We start from the raw sequence: 23603 nt of genomic DNA on the forward strand, positions 1-23603 counted from the left end.
ATGGCCGGTTTCTGGGAATCCTGTTTGCTCCGTTTTGAGCAGGAATTGCCCGCGCAGCAATTCAATACCTGGATCAAGCCTTTGCGGCTTGAAGGTGAAAATGCGCCAGAAGAAGGTTTGCGTCTGATCGCACCCAACGGCTTCATCATGAAGTGGGTCAAGGATCGTTACCTGAGCCGGATCGAAGAGTACAGCCACAGCTTCTTTTCCGTACCGACCGGCATCACCCTGGTCATCAGCAACAAGGGAAGCAGTGCGCGACCGGAAAACCGGATCAACCCGAACAGCGCTGCGCAAAGCGAGATTTCTTCCGTCGTCTCCGGCAGCAGCGAAAAGCCGCGCAGCAAGAGTGGCAACTACGAAAAATCGCGGCTCTTTTCGTCATTCACCTTCGACAATCTGGTGGTCGGCAAGGCCAATGATCTGGCGCGCGCCGCCGCCGTGCAGGTGGCCAACAATCCGGGCGGTGCCTACAATCCGCTGTTCATCTACGGTGGCGCCGGCCTCGGCAAGACTCACCTGATCCACGCCATCGGCAACACCATCCTTGCCGAAAACCCGGAAAAGATCGTTCGCTACGTACATGCCGAGGATTACTACTCGGACGTCGTGCGCGCCTATCAGCAGAAGTCTTTCGACACCTTCAAGCGCATGTACCGGACGCTGGATGTGCTGTTGCTCGACGACGTGCAGTTTTTCAACGGCAAGAACCGCTCGCAGGAGGAATTCTTCTTCCTGTTCAACGCGCTGATCGAAGCCCGCAAGCAGATCATCATCACCTGCGATACCTATCCCAAGGATATCAACGGCCTCGACGACCGCCTGGTGACCCGCTTCGACTGGGGTCTGACCGTGCAGATCGAGCCGCCGGAACTGGAAATGCGCGTCGCCATCCTGAAGAAGAAAGCCGAGGCCGAAGGCCTGCAGCTCGACGACGAAGTGGCTTTCTTCATTGCCAAGCATCTGCGCTCCAACGTGCGCGAACTGGAAGGCGCACTCAAGAAGGTGCTTGCCTATTCTTCCTTCCACGGTCGCATCATTGCCCTCGATCTGGCCAAGGAAGCGCTGAAGGACCTGATCGGTTCGGTACGCAATGTCGGTATGGACAATATTCAGAAGACGGTTGCCGACTATTACAAGATCAAGGTTGCCGATCTTTTCTCGAAGAAGCGTACGCGTGCCATTGCGCGGCCGCGCCAGGCAGCGATGTGGTTATGTCGTGAAGTCACTTCGCACAGTTTTCCGGAAATTGGTGACGCTTTCGGCGGACGTGATCACACGACGGTCATCCATGCGGTAAAAACAATTGACTCCTTGCGTCTCAAGGAAAGCGAACTGAATCATGACCTGCATGTGCTGTTGCAGGTGTTGAAAGGATAGGGCTGTTAGTAAGTCTGTGGGAAAGCTGTCCATGCTTTGTGGATCATCTGTTGATTCCCGGTTTATGGGAAAATTGTCCAGAATTCATCCACAGGCAATTCAGAGCTTTCTGCAGAGCGTAAAAATTGCATTAGTTTAATGATTTTAAAGATTAATTTTTAGTTATCCACAGAGTAGTTCCCGATATAGTCTACTTAGGAATTTAATTTATGGTTCTTATTAAAACCCATAGAGACACGCTTTTGGCCCCTTTACAGTCCGTATCGGGGATCGTTGAAAGGCGTCATACGCTTCCCATTCTTTCCAACGTCCTGTTGGAAAAGAAGGGCGACCGTCTCACCCTGCTTGCTACCGATATTGAAATCCAGATCACCACGGCAACCGATTGTGCCGGCAGCGAAGGTGATGGCGCCGTAACGGTTGGCGCACGCAAGTTGCAGGAAATCCTGCGCTCCTTGCCCGATACCTCCGAAGTCAGCCTTGTCCTCGAAGACAAGCGTCTGCAGGTACGCGCCGGCAAGAGCCGTTTCAGCCTGCAGACCCTGCCGGCTGACGACTTCCCGCGCATGACGATGACCGAAGGCGAAACCAAGCAGTTTTCGATCACGCAAAAGGCTTTCCGCCAATTGCTCGGCAAGACCCAGTACAGCATGGCCGCCCAGGACGTTCGTTACTACCTGAACGGCTTGCTGTTGCTGGTCGAAGGTAAGGAACTGCGTGCCGTGGCCACCGACGGGCATCGTCTGGCTTACGCCAGCGTTGAGATCGAAGCCGATCTGCCGCGCCAGGAAATGATCCTGCCGCGCAAGACGGTGCTCGAGCTGAACCGCCTGCTGGTCGACAATGACGAGCCGCTCAATATCTCCCTGACCTCGAATCAGGTCCGTTTCTCGTTTGGTTCGGTCGTTCTCGTTTCCAAGCTGATCGACGGCAAGTTCCCGGACTACGAACGTGTTGTACCGGCAACCCTGAAGAATCACATGACGGTCGGTCGCCAGATCCTGATGCAGGCAATGAGCCGTGCCGCCATTCTGACCAATGAAAAATTCCGGGGCGTGCGCGTCGTTCTCGGCGACAATAGCCTCAAATTGATCGCCGCCAATGCCGAGCAGGAAGAGGCTCAGGAAGAAATCGAAGTGCAATACACCGGCGACGTCATCGATGTCGGCTTCAATGTCGGCTATCTGCTGGATGTGCTCAACAACGTGCACACCGAAGAAATCCAGTGGAGTTTCAACGATGCCAACTCCAGCGCGCTGATTACCGTACCGGGCAATGAGCGCTTCAAGTACGTTGTCATGCCGATGCGTATTTGAGCCCTGTATCTAAAGACCAGTTTCACGTGGAACACATGCAATGAGCGAAGAAAACACGCCGATCAACACCCCGCAGGACGGCTCGCCGGCCTATGGCGAATCCAGCATTCAGATTCTCGAAGGGCTGGAAGCCGTCCGCAAGCGTCCGGGCATGTATATCGGCGACACTTCCGATGGCACCGGCCTGCACCATCTGGTGTTCGAGGTTGTGGACAACTCGATCGACGAAGCACTGGCCGGGCATTGTGACGACATCGTCGTCACCATCCATACCGACAACTCGATCAGCGTTACCGACAACGGCCGGGGTATTCCGGTCGGCGTCAAGATGGACGACAAGCACGAGCCGAAGCGCTCTGCCGCCGAAATCGCGCTGACCGAACTGCACGCCGGCGGCAAGTTCAACCAGAACTCCTACAAGGTGTCGGGCGGTTTGCATGGCGTCGGCGTGTCCTGCGTCAATGCGCTGTCGAAGTGGCTGCGTCTGACCATCCGCCGCGATGGCAAGAAGCACACGATGGAATTCTGCCGTGGGCATGCTGTTGACCGCGTCATCGAAGTGCGTGACGGCATTGAAGTCTCGCCGCTCAAGGTGGTTGGCGATACCGAGAAGCGCGGTACGGAAGTGCACTTCCTCGCTGACGAGGAAATCTTCGAGCACATCGAATTTCATTACGAAATTCTCGCCAAGCGCCTGCGTGAACTGTCCTTCCTCAACAACGGCGTGCGTATCCGCCTGATTGACCAGCGTACCGGCAAGGAAGAGGATTTCGCTTTCGCCGGCGGTGTGCAGAGCTTTGTCGAATATATCAACCGCAGCAAGAGCGTCCTGCATCCGAGCATTTTCTACTCGGCCGGTGAAGCCAAGGTCGGTGAAACCGGTGTCACCATCGGTGTTGAAGTTGCCATGCAGTGGAACGATTCCTACCAGGAACAGGTGCTCTGCTTCACCAACAACATCCCGCAATCCGATGGCGGCACCCACCTGACCGGCCTGCGCGCCGCGATGACGCGGGTGATCAACAAGTACATCGACGAACACGAAATCGCCAAGAAGGCCAAGGTCGAGATCGCCGGCGACGACATGCGCGAAGGCCTGGCCTGCGTGCTGTCGGTCAAGATGCCCGATCCCAAGTTCGCCTCGCAGACCAAGATGAAGCTGGTTTCCAGCGAAGCCCGTCCGGCCGTCGAAGAAGTCGTTGCCCAGAAACTCGCTGACTTCCTGCTCGAACGTCCGGCCGACGCCAAGATCATCACCGGCAAGATCGTCGAAGCCTCGCGCGCCCGCGAAGCCGCCCGCCGCGCCCGCGAACTGACGCGCCGCAAGGGTGTGCTCGACGGTATCGGCCTGCCCGGCAAACTGGCTGACTGCCAGGAAAAGGATCCCGCCCTCTGCGAAATGTATGTGGTCGAGGGCGACTCCGCCGGCGGCTCCGCCAAGCAGGGTCGTGACCGTAAATTCCAGGCCATCCTGCCGCTGCGCGGCAAGGTGCTCAACGTCGAGAAGGCCCGTTTCGACAAGCTGATTTCCTCCGAGCAGATCGTTACCCTGATCACGGCGCTCGGCACCGGTATCGGCAAGGACGAATTCAAGATCGAGAAGCTGCGTTATCACCGCATCATCATCATGACTGACGCGGACGTTGACGGCGCCCACATCCGTACCCTGTTGCTGACGCTGCTCTATCGCCAGATGCCGGAACTGATCGACCGCGGCTATGTGTATATCGCTCAGCCGCCGCTCTACAAGGTCAAGCACGGCAAGACCGAGCGTTACCTCAAGGACGATCAGGAATATCACCAGTTCCTGCTGCGCATGGCGATGGACGAAGCCAGCCTGACGCCGCGTGCCGGTGCCGAGCCGATTGTCGGTGCGGCCCTCGAGGAATTGGCCCGTTCCTGGCTGTTGACCGAAGCCGTCATCGAACGGGTTTCGCATCTGGTCGATCCGCTCGTCCTCAAGTCGCTCGTTCAGCACAACCTCAAGCTGGATCTGGGCAGCGAAGCCGGCGCCACCGCCAGTGCCGAACTGCTGACCAAGCATCTCGACGGCAAGATCCGTGTCGTGCCGCGTTACGACGACATCCAGGAGCGCTGGACGCTGCGCGTCGAAAAGATTCACCACGGCAACCTCAAGGTCGGCCTGATCGACGAGGACCTGCTGCTTTCCGGTGATTTCATGCAACTGCGCCGTACCGCAGAAACGCTTGCCGATCTGTTCGGGGCCGGCGCCTTCATGGCACGTGGCGAGAAGAAATTTACCGTGACCAATTTCGGCGATGCCATGAAGTGGCTGCTGGCCGATGTCGAGCGGGGTATCAGCAAACAGCGCTACAAAGGTCTGGGTGAAATGAATCCGGATCAGCTCTGGGAAACCACCATGGATCCCAAGGTTCGCCGCCTGCTGCGCGTGCAGATCGACGACGCGATTGCTGCCGACGAAATCTTCACTACCCTGATGGGCGAGCTGGTCGAGCCAAGACGGGCATTTATCGAAACCAATGCCTTGAATGCACGGATCGATATTTAAGCGTTTTTGCTTTCAGGAAAAGGCTCCGCTGGTCGGAGCCTTTTCTTTGTCGGAGATTTTCCATGCGGGTGGTGATTCAGCGGGTCAAAGAGGCTTCGGTAGCGGTCGACGGTGAAATTTGCGGCAAAATCGGGCCGGGTTTGCTGGTTCTGGCGGGTTTCGAAGAAGCCGATACGGCAGCCGATCTGGACTGGATGGCTGGCAAGATTGTGCGCAGCCGTATTTTTTCCGATGCGGACGGCGTGATGAATTGCAGTGTCCAGGAGGTCGGTGGCGGGATTCTGGCGGTGTCGCAGTTCACGCTTTACGCGTCATTGAAGAAGGGCAACCGGCCGTCGTGGAGCCGGGCGGCGCGCGGCGATATCTCGCAGCCGCTGTTCGAACGCTTCGTGGCAAAACTGGCGCTGGAATTGGGTCGACCGGTGGCGACCGGTATTTTCGGGGCTGACATGCAGGTCAGTTTGCTTAACGACGGGCCGGTCACCCTGACGGTTGATTCGCGCAATCCCGACTAGGCCAATGCCTGGTACAGCTGTTTCAAGCCGGCCAGTGCGCCGAGCGGCAAGGCAAGGGCATCCGGGTGGCGGGCAATTTCCGGTTCGTCCGGATTGAGGCGGATCAGCCGGCCTGGCTGTCTTTCAGAAAAATGGCGAACGGTTGCAACCTGGGTTCCCGCGCCGATTTCGAGCGTTACCAGGCGGTCGACCGTTGCCAGCCAGCGCTGCAGGTTCTGTTGTTGCAGCGCGCTGCGCCGTTCCAGCCATTGCCAGTCGCCGAACATCAGGATGTTGGGCCTTGCCAGCTGGCCGCAACGCGGACAAAGCGGCGGATCACCCATGAGTCGGCAGTTCTCGTTATCGACTTCGGGCTGAAAACTGTCGGCCGACCATATTTCGTCACTACATGCGGCAGCGCATTGCAGGTGGTGGATCGAGCCATGCACTTCGCAGATCCGCTCGGCCGCAAAGCCGGCTTTCCGGAAGTGGCCATCGACATTGCTGGTGAAGACGAAGGCGCCGCGTTCCAGCTTTTCTGCCAGCGCCTGCAGCATGGCAAAGCCGGCATGCGGTTTGGTCTGGCGGTAGAGCGCCAGGCGATGCCCGTAAAAGCCCCAGGCAAGCGCCGGGTTGCGTTCGAAGGCGGCAGGGTTGGCGATGGCCTCAAATGCGATGCGGGCTCTGCCCAGGGCCGGATAAACACCCCAGAAGCCTCCCGGGCCACGAAAGTCCGGCAGGCCGGAATCGATACCCATGCCGGCGCCGGCGGTAATCAGCAGGCCGTCGGCTTGGCGGATCCAGGCGGCGGCTTCCTCGATTGGCATCAAGCGGGGAGCACCAGGTTGACCAGAATGGCGCCGAAATAAAGGGCGAGTGCGCATCCGAAGATCAGCAGCAAGCGCTTTGCCCAGTATTTTTCGCGGCGCTGCTGGGCAAGTTCGCGCTCGGCCAGTTGCTGCAGAAGCCGCAGATTTTGCCGCGGTATATCGGTCAACCGCGCGAAAAGCGCCATTTTCGTTCCGGGTTCGGACGGGACAGGCGCCATGGCGGGAAAATCAGTTGCCGTCCTTCGGGCTGGTCAGAACGCCCGGGTAGCCTTGTGGATCGTTGCGGTGCGCGTAGATTTCGTTGATCTTGAACTCGACGTCGGTAAGCGGCCCGTATTCATCGGCGTAGATTTCCCTGACCCGGAGGATTTCCGGCAAGGCCTTTTCGAAGGCGAGCATCAGGCTCGGGTCGAAATGCAGACCGGACTGCTTCTGCATCAGTTCCAGCGACTCTTCGACCGGGTAGGCCTTTTTGTAGGGACGGACCGAAACCAGGGCATCAAAGACGTCGGCGATGGCGACGATGCGGCCTTCGAGCGGGATGTTTTCGCCTTTCAGGCCTTGCGGATAACCGCTGCCATCCCATTTTTCGTGGTGCGAAAGGGCAATGATGCGGGCGGTTTCGAGCAACTCGTTTTCATGCTTGCCGATGATTTCGGCGCCCATGATCGGATGCTGGTGCATGACCTTCCATTCTTCTGCATCCAGTTTGCCCGGCTTGAGCAGGATGGAATCGGGAATGCCGATCTTGCCGATGTCGTGCATCGGCGCGGTGTTGAAGATGATATTGGCGGTTTCTTCACCCAGGCCGTGCGCTTCGGCGATCAGGTGGGCGTAGTGGCTCATGCGCAGCACATGGTTGCCGGTTTCGTTGTCCTTGAATTCGGCGGCCCGCCCGAGGCGGCGGATGATCTGCTGCCGCGTTGTCATCAGCTCATGGGTGCGCTGCTTGACCATGCGTTCTAGCTCGCGGCTCTGGTCGTAAAGCGCCAGATGGGTGCGCACGCGCGCCTTGACGATGGGCGGGCTGATCGGCTTGGTGATGTAATCGACGGCGCCGAGTTCGAGGCCAAGTTCCTCGTCTTCGATTGAGCTCATGGCGGTGACGAAAATGACCGGAATGCGGCGCCGGTCGGGATTGGCCTTGAGGCGGCGGCAGATTTCCAGGCCGGAGAGGCCGGGCATCATGATGTCGAGCAGGATGAGGTCGGGCGGTTCGTCCGAGTAGGCGATCTTCAGGGCCTTTTCGCCGGAGGTGGCGACCCGGATCCGGTAGTCGCTGCCGAGCAGTTCGCTGAGCAGGGTGATGTTTTCCGGCGTGTCATCGACAACGAGAATGCTCTGTTTGGGTAGCAATGGGGTCATGGCTGGCTGCGGATCTGGTCCGTATTGAGATCGATGGAGAGTTCGCCGGCTATTTTCAGCAGCGTTTCGATGGCACTATCAAATTCGTAATTTTCAACATCGCGGACCAGTTTCCTGACCTGCAGCGGATCAGTCTGCACATTGAGTTCCTGTTCAATTGTAGCGATTTGCTGGACTGCCGACGCATCCGAGTTGGCAAGCAGTCTCTGCATCTCGATCAGCGAGGTGCGCAAACGTTCGTTATCGCGCGGCAAGGCTTCGCTGCTTGCCGGCGCTTTCGTCTTTGCCGTCGCCGCCAGCAGCAGTAGTTTGTCGAGGGCAGAGGCCAGTTCGGCGAGCACGATGTCGAGTTGTTCCGGCTTGTTCAGGGCGGCGTCTTTCAGCTGGCTTTCCAGTGAGCGTGCCAGTGCAGCGACCTGGTCGGCGCCGATATTTCCCGCCAGGCCTCGCAGCGTGTGGGCCAGGAGCAGCATTTTCTCGACGTCGCCGGCTGCACGCCAGGTTTTCAGACGCTCGATTGCATCCTGCTGGTTTTCATGAAAGCGGCCCAGGATGCGTTCGAACATCGCCCGATTGCCGCCCAGACGTTTGAGCGCGGCATTCTCATCAAGTACGGCGAGTTCGGACAGGCTCTTTTCCTGGCTTGGCATTGCCGGGTTTGCCGGGGCTTGCGTGCTGCTGCCGGTTTTTTTCAGCCAGCGGGCCAGCGTGGCGTAGAGCAACTCGACGTCGATCGGTTTGGCGATATGGTCGTTCATGCCTGTCGCCAGGCAGCGTTCGCGGTCGCTGGCCATGGCATTGGCGGTCATCGCAATGATCGGCAGTTCGGCGAAACGCGGCTCAGCCCGAATCAGCCGGGTGGCTTCGTAGCCGTCCATCACCGGCATCTGGCAATCCATCAGCACCAGGTCGTAGTTTGCCTGCCTGACGCACTTGACGGCCTCTTCGCCATTGACCGCAAGCTCGACGGTCAACCCGGTCAAACAGAGCATTTCCTCGGCCAGTTCGCGATTCACTTCGTTGTCTTCAACGAGCAGGACATGATGTCCGGAAAGGTCGGGGCGGCCGCTGCTTGGCGCATGTTTGCCGGCCAGGGTTTCCGTGCCGCCCTGGCGGTGTACCGTCTCGACAATGGCGTCGAAAAGCGAGGAGGGCGTGACCGGTTTGGCAAGGATCGCGTCAACGCTCAACTGGCCCAGTTGCTGGCGCAATTCGTCGTGATCGTAGGCTGTCGTCATGATGACCTTGACGTCCGCATCCAGAGCCTGCGTTTCCCGCAGGCGACGCAGTGTCTCGATGCCGTCCATGCCGGGCATTTTCCAGTCGATGATCAGCAGCTGGTAGGGCTGGCCGGCTGCGCCGGCACGGGCGACTTCGGCAAGTCCCTCGGGGCCGCTGGCAACGGCCAGGCTGGGCAGACCGAAGGCGAGCAGCTGGTGGCGGAAAATCTGGCGGGCACCGGGACTGTCATCGATGACCAGGGTGTTCAACTGTTCGGGCAGGCCGAGGCGGCCGCGGCTGATACCGGTTTCGGCGGCAAGTCCGAAGGGCAGCGTGAAATGGAAACGACTGCCGATGCCCGGTACGCTGCTGACGCCGATGCGGCCACCCATCATCTCGACGATGCGCTTGCTGATCGACAGGCCAAGTCCGGTGCCGCCGTATTTTCGGGTGGTTGAACTGTCGGCCTGGCTGAAGGCCTTGAACAGTTGTTGCTGCTGCTCTTCCGACATGCCGATGCCGGTATCGCTGACTTCGAAGCGCAGTTCGACGCCATCTTCATTGCGCGAAGCCAGGCTGACCGTCAGCGTGACCTCGCCCTGTTCGGTGAATTTGACGGCATTGCCGATCAGGTTGAGCAATACCTGGTTGAGGCGCAAGGGATCGCCCTGCAAATTGCCCGGCACATCGCTGGCGATGTCAAAGAGCAGTTCGAGACCGCGTTCGCTGGCCTTGACCAGGCAGACGTCGGCGAGATTCTGCAGATTGTCGTCGAGCCGGAAGGCGGTTTGCTCAATGAGCATCTTGCCGGCCTCGATTTTCGACAGGTCGAGAATGTCGTTGATGATGCCGAGCAGGCCCTTGGCGGCATTGTCGACCTTGCTCAGGTAGTTTTTCTGGCGGGCGGTGAGGTCGGTTTGCAGCGCGAGGTGGGTCATGCCGATGATGGCATTCATCGGGGTACGGATTTCGTGGCTCATGTTGGCCAGGAAGTCGGCCTTGGCGGCGGCGGCATCCTCGGCGGCGGCGCGGGCGCGCTCGGATTCGCGTTCGGCGTTCTTGAGCGGGGTGATATCGACAATGACGCCGATCAGTCCGCCCGGTTCGCCTTCCGTCGTGCGGAAGCCAGTGACCGAGTACAGCGTGTCGCGCAGCGTGCCGTCAGCGGTCGACATCGGAATTTCGCGGGAAATGCGGCCGCATTCGGCAATCACCTGTTCGTCTTCGGCCTGATAGGTGAGGCGCGCCTCTTCCGGCAGGTAATCGAGATCGAGTACCCGCTTGCCGATGAAGTCCGCACGGTCAACGCCGAAAAAAGCCTCATAAGCATGATTGCAGCCGAGGAAGCGGGTGTGCGGACCCTTGTAGAAAATCGGATTGGGAATGGTGTCGAGCAGGGCTTGCAGGAAGGCAAACTGGCGGATCAGCTCGGCTTCCATCTGGCGGCGGTCGGTGATGTCGAGCACGGTGACGAGCAGTGAGTCGAGTTCGCCGCCATCGCTTCGGATGGGGGTAATCTGCACATCGCCCCAACGCGTTTCGCCGCCTTTGGCGAGAAACTCGAATTCGCTGCGGATGAACTTGTCCTGGCCGCTGGCGAGTCTGGCCAATGCGGCTTCCAGCCTGTCCTGTTCGTGCAGCGGCAGGACGCGGATATCCGGTTTGGTGAGCAGGACCTCGATCGGGTAGCCGGTGAACTCGGCATAGGCACGGTTGACCTGGGTGCGCTGTTTTTGCGGATCCAGGCTGACGATGCCGACCGCGGCATTATCGAAGACGGCGCGGAAGAAGCTTTCGCGCTTTTGCAGGATGCCCTGGCTTTCGCGCAGGGCCTGGGTGCGATTGGCAACCGTGATTTCCAGTTCGGAATAGGCGTCCTGCAAGGCTTGCCGCGAGTTGCGCAGGTGTTCGCGCATGGTCTCAAGGGCGGTGGCGAGCTGGGTGACCTCGCGCCAGGGTGCGTCGCTGAACACCGGATCGTCCAGCTCCAGTTTGCCGATGCGCTCGCTTTCTTCGGCGAGGGCGAGGAGCGGATGTCCGAATTGCTTGGCCAGGCGGATTGCCACGATCAGGCCCAGGCCCAGACAGACCAGGGTGATCAGCGCCAGCAGCCAGAGATCGCGCTGACTGGTCGGGTTGAAATCACTTTCCGGTGCGAAGACGCCGATCCAGATGCGTTGAGTGCCGCTGTCGATCGGCCGGAAATGGCTGAACCAGTCGCCATCAGGCAGTTCGAAACCGTTCAGGCCGCCGGATTGCTGGCCGCCATTGTGCCAGGCGGCGTAGCCCGCACCCAGTTCGGGCATCTCGAGTTCTTCGGCGGTTTTCAGCAAGGCTTTGTTGATGGCGGCCCGGTCGGTGAAGCGCGGGTCATGCGGGGGGGCCAGCAATTTTCCGTCCGAGGTGAATAGTGCGGCTTTCTCGCGCGAGCCCGGCGTCAGCTGCGTCGTGTATTCGGCGATATCGCTGAGCCTGACGTCATGGCCGATGACATAGCGCGATCCGTCGGCAGCCCGCCACACTGTCGCTGCGGTCAGGCCGGCTTCCTTGGTCGTGTAGAAAATGTAGGGGGCCGTCCAGAAGATCGACTGCGGGTCGCTCAGTGCCATGGCGCCCTTGAACCAGGGGCGGGTGCGGGCGTCGTAGTCGCGCTGGCGCATTTCCACGCTTTCGATCTGGCGTTGCGCGTTCCAGGTGATCCAGTAGGTCTGGTCGCCCCAGTTGCCCGGATCGCTGATGCGATTGATCCAGTGCCCGTCGCTGTTGCGCAGGAGCAGGAATTCGCGGCCGGATTCGTGCGCGAAGATGACCGAGGAAATGTCGCGATTGTTGGCGAGAATGGGGAAAAAAAGTTCGTTGAAGCGCAACAGCTGGTTGTGGTCGAGCGCACCGTGCTCGCCCCAGTCGCGGCTGCTGCGCAGGGTGATCTCGACGGTTTTGACGAGGCGGTTGAGGCGCGCTTCGAGCTGCTCGGAAACGAGCTGCATCTGGGCTTCGGCCAGACGGTCAATGCTGGGGCGGCCGATCAGCTGATAGATGCTGAAGGAGAAGACGGCAAGGGCAAAAAGGATGAGCAGCCCGATGCGCAGGATCAGACTGTTGGCAAAGCCAGGCTTGCGGAATGAGACACCCTGGAACAAAACACTCCCCTTTGTGTGCTGGCTTGTCAGCCGGGTCTGCTGGCGCTAACTGCCTGTCGTATGCAGAAGCCGGTTGAGGAGATATACGACTAGCATCCGGCAGTGTCAACCCGGCTCGCCATGGTTCAGGGGACGACGTTGATGGCTGGTGGCTGGCCGATGAATTCGAGGCGTTTGTGCAGGGCTTCGCTGACGAAAATGCGTTCCTGGCGGTCGACGCGCAAAACCATGCCGATTTGCATTTGGTTTGCCATTTCCCGCCAGCGTTCGTCGCCGGCAACAAAGATCGGCTTGGACGCGGCATCGGACAGCGTGCCGGCTTTGGGGCCGGCGGGAATCAGCACGGTGACTGCCTGCGTGTGATCGACCGGATAGCCGGTCCGCGGGTCGAGCAGATGGGCATAGCGCTTGCCGTCGACTTCGAAGAAACGCTGGTAATCGCCGGAGGTGCCGATCGCTTCGCCATCCTCGAGGGCGATGGTGGCGAGCGGGCCGGGCTGGCGCGGATGCTGGATGCCGACACGCCATTTCTTGCCTTCCTTGCTGCCCAGCGCCATGACATTGCCGCCGATGTTGATCAGCGCGTTGTTGATGCCCTGGCTGCGCAGGATGGCGGCGGCGCGGTCGAGCGCGACGCCCTTCAGGTAGCCGCCGAAGTCGAGGGCGACGTGGCGGTTGCGGCTGCTGATCGTGGTGTCGCGGATGCTGATGTCGGCCAGCGACGGCTTTTTCGCCAGCCAGGCCTTGATGGCGGCCTCGGGAGGCAATTCGGCCTTGAATTCGTCGGCCTGAAAACCCCAGAGTTTGATCAGTTGACCGATGGCGGGATCGAACAGGTAGTCGCCCTGCTTGCTGAGCTGCTGCGCTTCGCTGACGAAGTTGGCCAGTTCGGGTGTCACGGCCAATGGCTTGCCGGCGGCGATTGCGTCGTTCAGCGCGGTCAGCTCCGACGGTTGCCAGGCGTGATAGGCGCGATGCAGGCGGTCGAATTCGCGCAGTACGGCGGCAATCGCCTGGCGGCCCTGTTCCGGGTCATTGCTGACGACCAGCACTTCGACGCGCGTGCCGAAAACGTAGGCCTGCTGTTCCTGCAAGGGCGTACGGCCGCAGGCCGCCAGCCAGAGCAGGGAAAGAAGGATCAAGAAATGCCGCATGCGTGTTCGATGGCCGTGATGAAGGCACCGGCTGCGTCGAAACCCGTCTGCTGGCGGATTTCGACCATGCAGGTCGGGCTGGTGACATTGATTTCGGTGAGATGGCTGCCGATGACATCGAGTCCGACCAGCATCAGGCCGCGCTTGAACAGGATGGGGCCGAGGTGTTCGGCGATCTCGCGGTCCCGAAGGCTGAGTTCCTGCGCGACGCCGGTGCCGCCGACCGCGAGGTTGCCGCGCGTCTCGCCCGCCTTGGGGATGCGCGCCAGACAATAGGGAACCGGCTTGCCGGCAATCAGCAGGATGCGTTTGTCGCCCTGGCTGATCTCGGGCAGGTAGCGTTGCGCCATCACGGTGCGCGCGCCCTCGTGCGTCAGCGTCTCGATGATGACGTTGCGGTTCGGGTCGTTGCGGTGGATGCGGAAAATCTGGCTGCCGCCCATGCCGTCGAGCGGCTTGAGGATGACATCGCGCTGCTCGTCGATGAAATGCTGCAGCAGATGCATGTCGCGGGCGATCAGCGTGGTCGGTGCGTATTGCTCGAACTCGGTGATCGCGATCTTTTCCGAATGCTCGCGCAGCGCACGTGGCCGGTTGAAGACGCGCACGCCGCTCGCTTCGGCACGTTCAAGCAGCCAGGTCGCGGTGATGTACTCGAAATCGAAGGGCGGGTCCTTGCGCATGATCACCGCGTCGAAGGCCTTGAGCGGCAGCCATTCGCGGTGGGTTTCGCGGTACCAGTCGTGATCGTCGGGGCGCAGGTGCAGATGTACCGCCTCGCCGAAGACGCCACCGGCGTGGTGGCCGGGTTCGGCGGTGCGCCAGCCGAGCGTCGCGCAATCGATCGCGTAAACCTCGTGCCCGTGCTTTTCGGCGGCCCGCATCATGGCCACCGAGGAGTCCTTCCAGGCTTTCAGGGAATCGAGCGGGTCGAGGATGAAAGCCAGTTTCAGCGACTGGCTGCTGCCGCCGAGCAGGTGTTTTTCGAAATGGAGTTGTTGCGTCACAGGCCCGGTTTTCAGCCGTTTTCAGGCGTCGACCGCTCAAGCTCGACCGCCGCCGCCAGACAGGCGAGACGACCGACCACGCCATAGGCGTAGAAGCGGTTGGGTGGGGAATCCGGATTGCCGCAACGATAGTCCGGCAGGTTGCAGCCGGTTTCGAAGGCGAGCGGCTCGAAATGCATGCCCGGCGCATTGAGGTTCTCGTCCTTGCCGCGCCCGGTATGCACGCGGTAGAAGCCACCGACCACGTAGCGGTCGATCATGTAGATGACCGGTTCGGCAACCGCATCGTTGAGCGTCTCGAAGGAATGCACGCCTTCCTGGATCAGCACCTCGGAGACTTCCAGGCCTTCCTTGCCGACGCTCATCTTGTTGCGTTGCTTGCGGTTGAGCGCGATCACTTCATCGGCGTCGCGCACCGTCATGACGCCCATGCCGTAGGTGCCGGCATCGGCCTTGACGACGACGTAGGGCGTTTCGGTGATGCCGTATTCCTTGTACTTTTCCTTGACGATGTCGAGCACGGCGGCGACGTTGGCGGCCAGGCATTCCTCGCCCTGGCGCTCGTGGAAATTGATGCTGCGGCAGACCGAGAAAGCCGGATTGATGCGCCACGGATCGATGCCGATTTCCTTGGCAAAGTCGTTGGCGACCTGGTCGTAGGCGGCGAAGTGGTTGGACTTGCGACGCACCGCCCAGCCGGCATGCACCGGCGGCAGCACGACCTGTTCATGCAGGTTCTGCAGGATGGCCGGAATGCCGGCCGACAGGTCGTTGTTGAGCAGGATGGCGCAGGGTTCGAAACCGGCGACGCCGAGCCGGTTGCCGTTGCGGACCAGCGGTTCGAGCAGCAGGCTCTGGCCGTTCGGCAGGTCGATCGTGGTCGGCTGGGTGATTTCCGGCAGCATCGAGCCGAGGCGGACGTTAAGTCCGGTCTGCTTGAGGATGGCGGCAATCTGCGCGACGTTCTGCAGGTAGAACTGGTTGCGCGTGTGGTTTTCCGGAATCAGCAGCAGGCTGCGCGCATCCGGACAGAACTTCTCGATGGCGCTCATCGCCGCCTGCACGCAGAGCGGCAGGAAGGCCGGATTCAGGTTGTTGAAGCCGCCGGGAAAGAGGTTGGTATCGACCGGCGCCAGCTTGAAGCCGGAGTTGCGCAGGTCGCACGACGAATAGAAGGGCGGGGTGTGCTCCTGCCACTGGCCGCGCAGCCAGTGTTCGATCTGCGTGCTGCTTTCCAGGAACTTGCGTTCGAGTTCGAGCAGGGGGCCGGTGAGGGCGGTTGTCAGGTGTGGAACCATGGTGCTGTCTCTAAATCCCGGGGTTTTTATTGTGGCTGCAAATCTTACACCGCAGTGCACAAAATTGGGCTGCGGCCACACGGTCAACCCGTTGAAAACAGGTAAAATTCGGCCCTTGGTTTTACCGCTTGTCTTACATCAATTCGTAGATCGGAATCGTCGTGCTTGTCGCCGCCAATATCACCATGCAGTTCGGGGTCAAACCCCTGTTCGAGAACGTTAACGTCAAATTCGGCGAGGGCTATCGCTACGGCCTGATCGGCGCCAACGGGGCGGGCAAATCGACCTTCATGAAAATCCTCTGCGGTGCGCTTGAGCCGTCGGCCGGCAATGTCTCGAAAGAGAAGCACGAGCGCATGGCCTACCTGAAGCAGGACCAGTTCGCCTACGAAGACATGCGCGTCCTTGACGTCGTGATGGCCGGCCACGAGGAACTGTGGGCAGCGATCCAGGAACGCGACGCGATCTACGCCAATCCGGAAGCGACCGAAGACGACTACATGAAGGCCGCCGAGCTGGAAGGCAAGGTTGGCGAATACGACGGTTACACCGCCGAATCGCGCGCCGGCGAACTGCTGCTCGGCGTCGGCATTCCGACCGACCAGCACAACGGCCCGATGAGCCAGGTCGCACCCGGCTGGAAGCTGCGCGTGCTGCTCTGCCAGGCGCTGTTTGCCAACCCGGACATCCTGCTCCTCGACGAACCGACCAACAACCTCGACATCAATACCATCCGCTGGCTGGAAGACATCCTCAACGCGCGTGAGTCGACGATGATCATCATCTCCCACGATCGTCACTTCCTGAACCAGGTCTGTACCCACATGGCCGACCTCGACTACGGCAAGATCACCACTTACGCCGGCAACTACGACGACTTCATGGAAGCCGCGCAGCAAGCCCGCGAGCGCCTGTCGAACGCCAATGCCAAGGCCAAGGAACGCATCGCCGAACTGCAGACCTTCGTGCGCCGCTTCTCGGCCAATGCCTCCAAGGCCAAACAGGCGACCAGCCGCATGAAGCTGATCGACAAGTTGAAGCCGGAAGACGTCAAGCCGTCGTCGCGCCAGTATCCGTGGATCCGCTTCGATTACGACGAAAAGCAGAAGCTGCACCGCCAGGCGGTCGAGATCGAAAACCTCTCCTTCACCTACGAGGGTGGCGAGCGCAAGATCTTCAACAACCTGACGCTGACCATCAATGCCGGCGAGAAGATCGCCGTGATCGGTGAAAACGGCGTCGGCAAGACGACTTTCCTGAAATTGCTGATGGGCGAAGTGACGCCGCAGTTCGGCACCGTCAAATGGGCGGAAAAGGCCAATCCCGGCTATTACGCGCAGGACCACAGCGCCCAGTTTGCCGGCGAGCAGAGCCTGACCGACTGGATTGCCGGCTATGCCCGCGCCACCATTGAAGATGGCGGCGACCTGGAAACCCTGATCCGCGGTACGCTTGGTCGCCTGCTGTTCTCCGGCGACGAGGTCAAGAAGCCGGTCAATGTCATTTCCGGTGGCGAGCAGGGCCGCATGCTCTTCGGCAAGCTGATGCTGTCCAAGCACAACGTCCTGATCATGGACGAACCGACCAATCACCTCGACATGGAATCGATCGAAGCCCTGAACAGCGGCCTGGAAAAATTCCCCGGCACCCTGGTCTTCGTCTCGCATGACCGCGAATTCGTTTCCTCGCTGTCGACCCGCGTGTTCGAAGTGAAGAACGACGGCCGCATCATCGATTACCTCGGTGGGTATGAGGATTACCTGGCCAGTCAGGGCGTCAATTAAGCGCCTTCAGTCCAATGCAAAATGCCCGCGAAAGCGGGCATTTTTTCTGGTCGACCGGTTCGGCCGGATTTACTGCAGCGGACCGCCGGCGGCCAATGTCCGGATGATACGGACGCAATCGACGTCCGACTGGTGATACGCCGATTTGACGTATTCGATGTAGGCCCGGTCTTCCGAATTGGGGTTGTTGGCCAGCGTCGTTTCGTAAGTGAAGCGCAGGAACAGGAAGCCCGGTTCGGGTTCCTCGATGGCAATGCTCAGGCCGCCGCCGGCGTGGGCCTCGGAGGGCACGATGTCGAAGCGCACCGAGTGCATGTCGACCAGCGTGACGCGGTCCTGGATCACGGCCGGGCCGAAATCGAGTTCGCGCAGCAGCGTGTCGGCCTGGCGTTCGAGGATGGTGAAGGCTTCCAGGCCGGGCAGGAAGGGGATGGGATTCTCGACGCGGTGGAGCAGGCCCTGCCACAATTGCTGGCGGTCGAGCGGCTCGATCAGCGGATTTTCCGGGTCGTTGATCTGGATGAGGTGTTCGAAATTCATGGCCGAATTGTATTGCATCGGCCGGCCGCCGATAAGCGGCTTGCCACCGTTTGCTGCGCGCTGAGGAAGCGATGCGGCGTGTTAACATGCTGGCCATGCAACTAGAACGTATCCTCCAAAAACACGGTTTCGGCACCCGCAAGGAATGTCGCGGGCTGATTCGCCGTGAACGCGTCGCCATCAATGGCGAAATCTGCGACGATCCCTTCGCGGAAATCGATATCGAGGGCCTGGTCTTTACGGTCGACGGTGTCGATTGGCCATATCTTGAATTCGCCACGCTGATGCTGCACAAGCCCGTGCATTACGAGTGCTCGCGCAAGCCCAAGCATCACCCGGGCGTGCTCGAACTGCTGCCGGTGCAATTGCGCGAACGCGATGTGCAGCCGATCGGCCGGCTCGACGAAGACACCACCGGCCTGCTGCTGATCACCAACGACGGCCAGCTCAATCATCAGCTATCCTCGGCCAAGCGCAAGGTGCCCAAGGTTTATCTGGCGACCACCAAGCATCCCGTTGATCAGGCCCAGATCGATCAACTGCTGGCCGGCGTGTTGCTCGCCGACGAATATGAACCAATTGCCGCGGCCGCAGCCGAGATAGCCGGCGAAAACCTGCTGCGCCTGACCCTGACCGAGGGCAAGTATCACCAGGTCAAGCGCATGGTGGCGGCGGTCAGCAACCGCGTCGAAGCCCTGCACCGCGAATCGGTCGGCGAACTCTCTCTTCCGGCCGACCTGCAACCCGGCGAATGGCGCTGGCTGACGCCGGTCGACCTGCAAAAACTGGGTTATTTGCCATGACCCTGACCGAAATGCGCTACATCGTGGCCCTGGCCCGCGAGCGTCATTTCGGCAAGGCGGCAGAAACCTGCCACGTCAGCCAGCCGACCTTGTCGGTGGCGCTGAAGAAGGTCGAAGGGCAGCTGGGTGCGGCACTGTTCGAACGGACGGCCTCCGATGTGCGGATTACCGCGCTCGGCGAACGCATCGTCGCCCAGGCCAAGCGCGTGCTCGACGAGGCCGTGCGTCTCGAGGAAATTGCCGATTCGACCGGCGATCCGCTGAGTGGTCAGCTGCGCGTCGGCATCATCTACAGCATCGCGCCCTACCTGCTGCCGCAGTTCATTCCGGCCCTGCACCAGCAGGCGCCGAACATGCCGCTGTTCCTCAAGGAAGATTTCACCGGCAACCTGATTCCCGCGCTCAAGGCCGGTGAGCTTGATGTCATCGTTATTGCGCTGCCTTTTGCCGAACCCGGTCTGGTCGCCCAGGCGGTCTATGAAGAGCCGTTTCGCGTTGTCGTGCCGGCAGCGCATCCGTGGAGCCGGCGGGAAGCGATTCCGGCCGATGAACTGGACGGTCAGAATCTGTTGCTGCTCGGTCAGGGCAATTGCTTCCGCGACCAGGTGCTGGAATCCTGCCCACGCCTGACGGCACCCGATGGCCTGGCCCATTCGCTGGAAGGCGGTTCGCTGGAAACCATCCGCTACATGGTGGCAAGCGGTGCCGGCATTGCCGTCATGCCGAGCACGGCCGCCGATCCCCTGGTCGGCAAGGAGGCCATGGTCAAGGTTTTGCCCTTTGCCGGCACGCAGCCGTCACGTACCGTCGGTCTGGTCTGGCGCGTCACCTTCCCGCGCCCGCAGGCGATTGATGCAGTCCGGGCGGCGCTGCTGTCCTGCCGTTTGCTCGGAACGAAGTTGATTTCCTGACTTCATCGTTGGGGGTAAGTGAACGTAATCTCTTCGATGTGGAAGTCACGCCGGGTGTAAACGATTGAAGTTGAATATCTCTGTAATTCGCTCGATTTCCGAGATTGATGCTGGACAATGGAATGCATGTGCTCAAGGGATGGCATTGCTTCAGCATGCGTTCTTTACTGCTCTTGAGTGCAGTGGGGCGATCGGGAAGGGCACGAGAATAGCGCCTCGCTATATTCTGTTGCGCGATCAGGAAGGGCTCCTGGTCGCTTGTGCGCCTGCCATGCTCAGCACTGGAACTCTCACCGAATATGGACCGGAGTATCTCTGGCTCGATTCGGGGCTGAAAGCAGGATGCTTTTCCTGGCCAAAGTTTCAGGTTGGGTTGCCGTTGTATCCGGTGCGTTGTCAAAAGTTGATGGTTCGATCAGATGTGCGACCGGATTCGATGAGAAAGGCAGTCATTCTGAGTCTGCTGCAACTCGTCAAACAAGACAAGCTGGCGACCTTCAACCTGATGCATGTTGATCGGGATACTGCCTTGAAATTGAGGCAGGAGGGGTGGTTAATCAGTCACGAAGTCCATTCGTTCTGGAATAACACCGGCTATGGTGATTTTGAGACTTATCTCAAGTCATTGCCGCATCGTAAGCGCTACATGATGAACAAGGACCGGCGTAAGGTTGCTCAGTTGGGGCTCACAATAAAGCTGATCGCGGGTGAATCAATCAGCCCGACTTTATTGGACAGCTACTATGCCGGGCATCGCAAGGTGTGTCTCCGCCACGGAAACCATCCGTGGCTTCCGATAGAGGTATTGCAAAAATTTGTTGAATTGATGCCGGACTCTGTGCGGCTGATTGCTGCTTTCGATGGCGATCGGTACGTTGCTGGTGCATTCTGGATTCTTGACAGCTCGGCGCTTTATTTGCGCACGTGGAGTGCAATGGAGGAATTACCCGAGCTTTGTTTTGAGCTGGTTTGCTATCGTCCGATTATCCATGCGATAGAAAATGGTTTGAAATATATCGATTCGGGTTTGTACGGGGGGCACAAACAACAACGTGGCTATCCGGATGAGCTGGTGTACAGCGCGCATTGGTTTCGCGACGACAAGCTCCGCCAGTTGGCAATCAGAGAACTATTCAAACAGGGATAGTTCTCTGATTGCCAACTGGCGCTGTCCAGTCTTTCGGATGAGCTTGGGCTGTTTTCCCTCTCCTTGGCTGATAGCGCCAAAGAGGGTTTAGTCGGCTTTCTTCTTCGCCGGCGCCTTGGGTTTGGCGACCTTCTTTTCGAACTCGAAACTCACCTTGCCATCCTTGGCGACCAGATAGGCCGAGAACTTGCGGCGCGTGCGGTTGGAGACGAATTCCTTCAACAGGTCGGTCTTGCCTTCGGTCAGCAATTTCTGCATCTGGCCAGGTTCGATCGGTTGTTGCAGGATCACCTTGCCGGAGCGGAAATCGCAGCTCTTTTCCGGGCCGACCGATTTTTCACAGACGTAGGTGCTGCCGTGGTCATAGACGTTGGCGGCGCACTTCGGACATTTGCCGAGGCTGGTCTGGGCCGAGAAGTCGACCGGCTCGTTGTTGGCTTCGTCGTTCTTGTCCTGGCCGAAGTCGAATTCCGGTTCCATCTTGTCGTTCAACTTGATGGCGGCCGAGAAAGTCCGCCCCATCTTGTTGCGGAAGCCGGTCAGCGGGCCGATCTGCTTTTCGTTGATCAGGGTGTCGATTTCTTCCGGTTCGAACTGGCGGCCGGCAACGATCTTCCACAGCGAGTAGTCGCAGCCACCGCACTGGAATTTCTTGTAGGTTTCGCGAATCTCGCCGCCGCAGCGCGGGCACTTGGCGGTCAACACGCCAAAATCGCCCGGAATGGTGTCGGCCTCGAAAGTCTTGGCGCGCTCGACCATGTGGCGGGTCATTTCGGCGATTTCGCGCATGAATTCCTCGCGCGTGAATTCGCCCTTTTCGATGCGGCCGAGCTTCCATTCCCAGTCGCCGGTCAGTTCCGGCTGGGTCAGTTCGTTGATGCCGAGGCCGTTCAACAGCGTCATCAGCGAAAAGGCCTTGGCGGTCGGCGTCAGTTCGCGGCCTTCGCGCAGCATGTACTGCTCGCCGATCAGGTTTTCGATGATCTGGGCGCGCGTCGCTGGTGTGCCGAGGCCACGCCCGGCCATGGCGGCCTTGAGTTCCTCGTCATCGACCATCTTGCCGGCGCCTTCCATGGCGGAGAGCAGGGTGGCTTCCGAGTAGCGGGGCGGCGGCTTGGTTTCGTTGGCCTTGACCGTGACTTCCTCGGTTTTGACCTTTTCATCCTTGTCGACCGCAACGAGATTGCCCTCGGTACCTTCCTGGCCTTCCTTGCCATGCACGGCCAGCCAGCCCGGATTGACCAGTACCTTGCCCTCGGTCTTGAAGGGGTGGCCTTCGACGCGGGTGATGCGAGTGGTCACCATGTATTCGGCGGCCGGGAAGAACACGGACAGGAAGCGACGCACGACGAAATCGTAGAGTTTCTGCTCGACTTCGTTGAGATTCTTTGGCGCCTGCGGCGTCGGGATGATTGCGAAGTGATCGCTGATCTTGGCGTTGTTGAAAATGCGTTTGTTCGGCAGCACCCAGTTGCGCGCCAGAATCTGGTGGGCAAACGGCGAGTAGCGGGCGAGCAGCACTTCGTCGTGCCCCTTGCCGGCGCCTTCGCCGGTCAGGATGGTCAGCGTCTCGCGCACCGTCGGCAGGTAGTCTTCCGGCAGGCAGCGCGAATCGGTCCGCGGGTAGGTCAGGACCTTGTGCTTTTCATAGAGTGCCTGGGCGATCGACAGCGTCGTCTTGGCCGAGAAGCCGAAACGCGCATTGGCCTCGCGCTGCAGGCTGGTCAGGTCGAAGAGCAGCGGCGAAAGGCGGGTTTCCGGCTTGGCTTCCTCGGTGACGATGCCCGGCTTGCCGGACGTGGCGGCACGGATGGCTTCGGCCTTGGCCAGTTCCCACAGGCGGTCGGCACGGGCATGCTCGTCTTCGGCCTTGCCCTTGTAGGCTTCGTCGAACCATTTGCCGGTGTAGTTGCCGGCCTTGGCGGCGAAGTCGGCTTCGACTTCCCAGTAGTCGCGCGACTTGAATTCACGGATCCTGCGTTCGCGCTCGACGACGATGGCCAGGGTCGGCGTTTGCACACGGCCGACGGTGGTCAGGTGGAAGCCGCCAGTTTTCGAATTGAAGGCGGTCATCGCCCGCGTGCCGTTGATGCCGACCAGCCAGTCGGATTCGGAACGGCAGACGGCGGCATCGCCCAGGCCCTGCATTTCGTTGCCCTGGCGCAGACGTGTGAAACCATCGCGGATCGCGCCCTGGGTCATCGATTGCAGCCACAGGCGCTGGATCGGCTTGGTGGTCTTGGTGTGTTGCGCGATGTAGTTGAAGATCAACTCGCCTTCGCGCCCCGCGTCACATGCGTTGATCAGGGCAGAGACGTCCTTGCGCTTGATCAGCTTGGTCAGCACCTTGAGGCGCGACTCGGTTTTCTCGATCGGTTTCAGTGCGAAGTGCGGCGGGATTACCGGCAGATGGGCAAACGACCATTTGCCGCGTTTGACTTCGAACTCCTCCGGGCAGGCCAGTTCCAGCAAGTGACCGACGGCCGACGAGATGACGTGCGTCTCGCTTTCGAAGTAGTCGTCGTGCTTGGTAAAGCCGCCCAGCGCCTTGGCAATGTCGGCCGCGACGGATGGTTTTTCGGCGATGATCAGTTTTTTGGTCATGGGGTCTGCCTGTTGGATGCCGGGGCATGATAAGTGCCCGGCGCGCGGCTTGGCAAGCCATCTATATATATGCAGCGAT

17 protein-coding genes are annotated in these 23603 nt (G+C 60.0%); 8 read left to right on the forward strand and 9 right to left on the reverse strand.

Annotated features, from left to right (window positions below; genetic code table 11):
• The 4 genes from dnaA to dtd all read left to right on the forward strand — a co-directional run bounded on the left by dnaA (position 1) and on the right by dtd (position 5741).
• Positions 1 to 1380, forward strand: a complete 1380-nt coding sequence (dnaA, locus tag KI612_RS00005) for a chromosomal replication initiator protein DnaA (protein WP_226441778.1) — start codon at positions 1 to 3, stop codon at positions 1378 to 1380.
• Positions 1381 to 1589: 209 nt separating this feature from the next.
• Positions 1590 to 2696 carry a DNA polymerase III subunit beta gene (gene dnaN, locus KI612_RS00010; RefSeq protein WP_226441779.1) on the forward strand — a complete coding sequence of 369 codons (1107 nt, stop codon included), beginning with the start codon at positions 1590 to 1592 and terminating at the stop codon, positions 2694 to 2696.
• A gap of 40 nt (positions 2697 to 2736) precedes the next feature.
• Complete coding sequence (gene gyrB / locus KI612_RS00015) at positions 2737 to 5226, forward strand: DNA topoisomerase (ATP-hydrolyzing) subunit B (protein WP_226441780.1); 2490 nt, start codon at positions 2737 to 2739, stop codon at positions 5224 to 5226.
• 62 nt (positions 5227 to 5288) lie between these two features.
• Positions 5289 to 5741, forward strand: coding sequence for a D-aminoacyl-tRNA deacylase (dtd, locus tag KI612_RS00020; RefSeq protein ID WP_226441781.1), 453 nt, complete (start codon positions 5289 to 5291; stop codon positions 5739 to 5741).
• On the opposite strand, the gene KI612_RS00025 is transcribed toward dtd, so the two are convergent.
• From KI612_RS00025 to gshA, 7 genes are all read right to left on the reverse strand, one after another.
• Entirely contained in the window at positions 5738 to 6547 is an 810-nt protein-coding gene (locus tag KI612_RS00025) for an SIR2 family NAD-dependent protein deacylase (RefSeq protein ID WP_226441782.1), read from the reverse strand. The genes dtd and KI612_RS00025 overlap by 4 nt on opposite strands.
• Positions 6547 to 6735 carry a hypothetical protein gene (locus KI612_RS00030; protein WP_226441783.1) on the reverse strand — a complete coding sequence of 63 codons (189 nt, stop codon included), beginning with the start codon at positions 6733 to 6735 and terminating at the stop codon, positions 6547 to 6549. Before KI612_RS00030 ends, KI612_RS00025 begins: the two co-directional genes overlap by 1 nt.
• A gap of 43 nt (positions 6736 to 6778) precedes the next feature.
• The gene (locus KI612_RS00035) at positions 6779 to 7915 is read right to left on the reverse strand and encodes an HD-GYP domain-containing protein (RefSeq protein ID WP_226441784.1); all 1137 of its coding nucleotides are present in this window, start codon (positions 7913 to 7915) and stop codon (positions 6779 to 6781) included.
• Positions 7912 to 12276 (reverse strand): response regulator, encoded by a 4365-nt coding sequence (locus tag KI612_RS00040; RefSeq protein ID WP_226441785.1) that lies wholly within the window; start codon positions 12274 to 12276, stop codon positions 7912 to 7914. Before KI612_RS00040 ends, KI612_RS00035 begins: the two co-directional genes overlap by 4 nt.
• A gap of 125 nt (positions 12277 to 12401) precedes the next feature.
• Positions 12402 to 13430 (reverse strand): FAD:protein FMN transferase, encoded by a 1029-nt coding sequence (locus KI612_RS00045; RefSeq protein ID WP_226441786.1) that lies wholly within the window; start codon positions 13428 to 13430, stop codon positions 12402 to 12404.
• Positions 13415 to 14437, reverse strand: a complete 1023-nt coding sequence (gene gshB / locus KI612_RS00050) for a glutathione synthase (protein ID WP_226441787.1) — start codon at positions 14435 to 14437, stop codon at positions 13415 to 13417. The genes KI612_RS00045 and gshB overlap by 16 nt, the downstream gene beginning before the upstream one ends.
• An 11-nt stretch (positions 14438 to 14448) precedes the next feature.
• The gene (gene gshA, locus KI612_RS00055; protein ID WP_226441788.1) at positions 14449 to 15735 is read right to left on the reverse strand and encodes a glutamate--cysteine ligase; all 1287 of its coding nucleotides are present in this window, start codon (positions 15733 to 15735) and stop codon (positions 14449 to 14451) included.
• A 161-nt stretch (positions 15736 to 15896) separates the two neighbouring features.
• On the opposite strand from gshA, the gene KI612_RS00060 reads away from it, so the two are divergent.
• Complete coding sequence (locus KI612_RS00060; protein WP_226441789.1) at positions 15897 to 17519, forward strand: ABC-F family ATPase; 1623 nt, start codon at positions 15897 to 15899, stop codon at positions 17517 to 17519.
• A 69-nt stretch (positions 17520 to 17588) separates the two neighbouring features.
• On the opposite strand, the gene KI612_RS00065 is transcribed toward KI612_RS00060, so the two are convergent.
• The gene (locus KI612_RS00065; RefSeq protein ID WP_226441790.1) at positions 17589 to 18059 is read right to left on the reverse strand and encodes an SRPBCC family protein; all 471 of its coding nucleotides are present in this window, start codon (positions 18057 to 18059) and stop codon (positions 17589 to 17591) included.
• A 95-nt stretch (positions 18060 to 18154) separates the two neighbouring features.
• Between KI612_RS00065 and KI612_RS00070 the strand changes: the two genes are divergently transcribed.
• The 3 genes from KI612_RS00070 (at position 18155) to KI612_RS00080 (ending at position 20920) form a co-directional block, all read left to right on the forward strand.
• Positions 18155 to 18862 carry a pseudouridine synthase gene (locus KI612_RS00070; RefSeq protein ID WP_226444320.1) on the forward strand — a complete coding sequence of 236 codons (708 nt, stop codon included), beginning with the start codon at positions 18155 to 18157 and terminating at the stop codon, positions 18860 to 18862.
• Positions 18859 to 19773 carry a hydrogen peroxide-inducible genes activator gene (locus tag KI612_RS00075; RefSeq protein WP_226441791.1) on the forward strand — a complete coding sequence of 305 codons (915 nt, stop codon included), beginning with the start codon at positions 18859 to 18861 and terminating at the stop codon, positions 19771 to 19773. The genes KI612_RS00070 and KI612_RS00075 overlap by 4 nt, the downstream gene beginning before the upstream one ends.
• 64 nt (positions 19774 to 19837) lie before the next feature.
• The gene (locus KI612_RS00080) at positions 19838 to 20920 is read left to right on the forward strand and encodes a GNAT family N-acetyltransferase (protein ID WP_226441792.1); all 1083 of its coding nucleotides are present in this window, start codon (positions 19838 to 19840) and stop codon (positions 20918 to 20920) included.
• Positions 20921 to 21007: 87 nt separating this feature from the next.
• Here the strand turns inward: KI612_RS00080 and KI612_RS00085 are convergent, their stop codons facing one another.
• The gene (locus KI612_RS00085) at positions 21008 to 23524 is read right to left on the reverse strand and encodes a DNA topoisomerase III (RefSeq protein ID WP_226441793.1); all 2517 of its coding nucleotides are present in this window, start codon (positions 23522 to 23524) and stop codon (positions 21008 to 21010) included.
• Positions 23525 to 23603: the final 79 nt, after the last annotated feature.

The sequence above is a fragment of the Quatrionicoccus australiensis genome, from assembly GCF_020510525.1.
GTDB lineage: Bacteria > Pseudomonadota > Gammaproteobacteria > Burkholderiales > Rhodocyclaceae > Azonexus > Azonexus australiensis_B.